Raw genomic sequence first — 350 nt, 5'->3', positions numbered from 1 at the left:
GATGACTACGACGTCGCCGACGGACAGGCTGCGGTGTCCGGCGTGGCGCCATCCGGTGGCCCAGGTGGTGGTGGGTTCGCAGTTGAGCTCGTCGAAGATGNGCTCNAGTGCGGCGCTGATGGCGGTCTGCTGGGGTCGGGTGTCGGTGGGGATGGGCAGGTTGAAAGTTGCGGCGGCGCGCAGCCGCGCGGGNGCGGCGCGGTTGAAGCCGAGGAAACTGGCAGGGGCCTCGTTGAGGTACACGGTGGTGGGCACGGTGGGTGTGGCGGTGGTGATGGACATGACGTTTCCCCTTTCGGTGCGCTGCCGGTCAGCGCTGGGGAGCGGTCAATCGGGTGAGGGTGGGCGGT

It is taken from the genome of Mycolicibacterium pyrenivorans, from assembly GCF_025821625.1.
GTDB classification, from domain to species: domain Bacteria; phylum Actinomycetota; class Actinomycetes; order Mycobacteriales; family Mycobacteriaceae; genus Mycobacterium; species Mycobacterium pyrenivorans.
This window is presented reverse-complemented; position numbering follows the sequence as displayed.